This window comes from Aquificaceae bacterium (genome assembly GCA_037722135.1).
Taxonomy (GTDB): Bacteria; Aquificota; Aquificia; order Aquificales; family Aquificaceae; genus Pampinifervens; species Pampinifervens sericum.
In genome coordinates, this window is the sequence record JBBKAW010000013.1 from 11,607 (window position 1) to 13,141 (window position 1,535).

3 protein-coding genes are annotated in these 1,535 nt (G+C 43.7%); all 3 read left to right on the plus strand.

Going from position 1 to position 1,535, the window contains the following annotated elements:
- The first annotated feature begins 16 nt into the window (after positions 1 to 16).
- From leuD to WKI49_01045, 3 genes are read left to right on the plus strand one after another with little or no spacing between them, the layout of a single operon-like run.
- A complete protein-coding gene (gene leuD / locus WKI49_01035; GenBank protein ID MEJ7621084.1) occupies positions 17 to 520 on the plus strand; it encodes a 3-isopropylmalate dehydratase small subunit in 504 nt (167 codons plus the stop codon).
- Positions 513 to 1,055, plus strand: coding sequence for an orotate phosphoribosyltransferase (pyrE, locus tag WKI49_01040; protein MEJ7621085.1), 543 nt, complete (start codon positions 513 to 515; stop codon positions 1,053 to 1,055). Before leuD ends, pyrE begins: the two co-directional genes overlap by 8 nt.
- 2 nt (positions 1,056 to 1,057) lie before the next feature.
- Positions 1,058 to 1,531 (plus strand): DUF29 family protein, encoded by a 474-nt coding sequence (locus WKI49_01045; GenBank protein MEJ7621086.1) that lies wholly within the window; start codon positions 1,058 to 1,060, stop codon positions 1,529 to 1,531.
- The last annotated feature ends 4 nt before the right edge of the window (positions 1,532 to 1,535 follow it).

A 1,535-nucleotide genomic window follows, 5' to 3' on the forward strand; every position in this document is an offset into this window, starting at 1 on the left:
GTTTATAATAAACAACATGGTTATAAGAGGTAGAGTGTGGAAGTTTGGAGACAATGTGGACACAGACCAGATAATACCCGCCAGATACCTAAACACCTCTGACCCTTACGAACTTGCCCAGCATGTAATGGAGGACTCGGAGCATCCAGAGTTTGCAAAGGAGCACAAGGAAGGGGATATAATAGTGGCGGGTAGAAACTTTGGCTCTGGCTCTTCCAGAGAGCATGCACCCATAGCCATAAAGTATGCTGGAGTGCCTGTGGTTATAGCCAAATCCTTTGCAAGGATATTCTTCCGTAATGCTATAAACATAGGTCTTCCTATAGTGGAAGCACCACAGGCAGTGGATGAGATAAAAGAGGGCGATGAGATAGAGGTAGACTTGGAAAAGGGTATTATAAAGAATCTGACGACCGGTAAAGAGTATACCGCCACCAAGTTTCCAGATACTTTAATGGCTATCCTAAAAGCTGGTGGTCTGATGGAGTATGCTAAGGAAAAGTTGAAAGCCAATGGATAGAGAAAGACTAAAAGCTCTCATAAGGGAAAGGTCTCTCAAGGTTGCGGACGAGCCTATATTCAAACTTTCTTCTGGAAAGCTAAGCAAGTATTACATAGACCTAAAGCAGATAACCTTTGACCCAGAAAGTGTGTATATTTTGGGTAAGGTTTTATATCAGGCTATAAAAGACCTAAAGCCTCAGGGTGTGGGAGGTCTAACCCTTGGTGCGGACCCTATAGCCTATGCGGTAAGCATGGTCTCATACCTTGAGGGAGATACCATAAAACCCTTTGTGGTCCGAAAGGAGCCAAAGGCTCACGGCACTGGAAAGCAGGTGGAAGGGCTACTAAGGGCAGGAGACAGGGTTGTGGTCTTAGAGGATGTGATAACCACAGGAAGCTCTGCTCTCAAGGCAGTCCAAGCCTGCAAAAAGGAGGGCTATGAGGTGCTTTGTGTCTATGCGGTGGTTGACAGAGAAGAGGGTGGCAGGGAAAACTTGCAAAGGGAAGGTCTTGAAGTATATGCTCTTTTTAGAATGTCTGAGCTTTTGTAAGGATGGAAAAGGACCTAAAGGAGCTATACAAAGAAGATTTTCCTCTCTGGGCTGAGATAAACTACCAACTTCTCAAGGAAGGAAGATATCAGGAAGTTGACTGGGAAAATCTATACACAGAATTGGGAAAGCTCATCCAAAGAGAGGTGGACGAGGTAGCAAGCTATTTATCTTTACTCTTGGAAAAGCTATACATATGGGAAAACTACAAGGAGCTTATAAAAGAGCCAAAAAGACACAGGATAGAGATATATCACCTTAGAGACAGGATTGAGTTGGAGTTAGAGCTTTCGCCAAGCATGAGACAGAGGCTTGAAAGGGAGCTTTATAGGGCTTGGAACTACGCAAGGGTTAGGATAAGGCTTTGGCTTGAGAGCTTGGATAAAAAGTCAGAAGCTATAAGTTTTTTCTACACCTTTATAGATTGTCCCTATGACCTAACAGAAGCCCTTACGGGTAAAATGGAAGAAATATGAATAT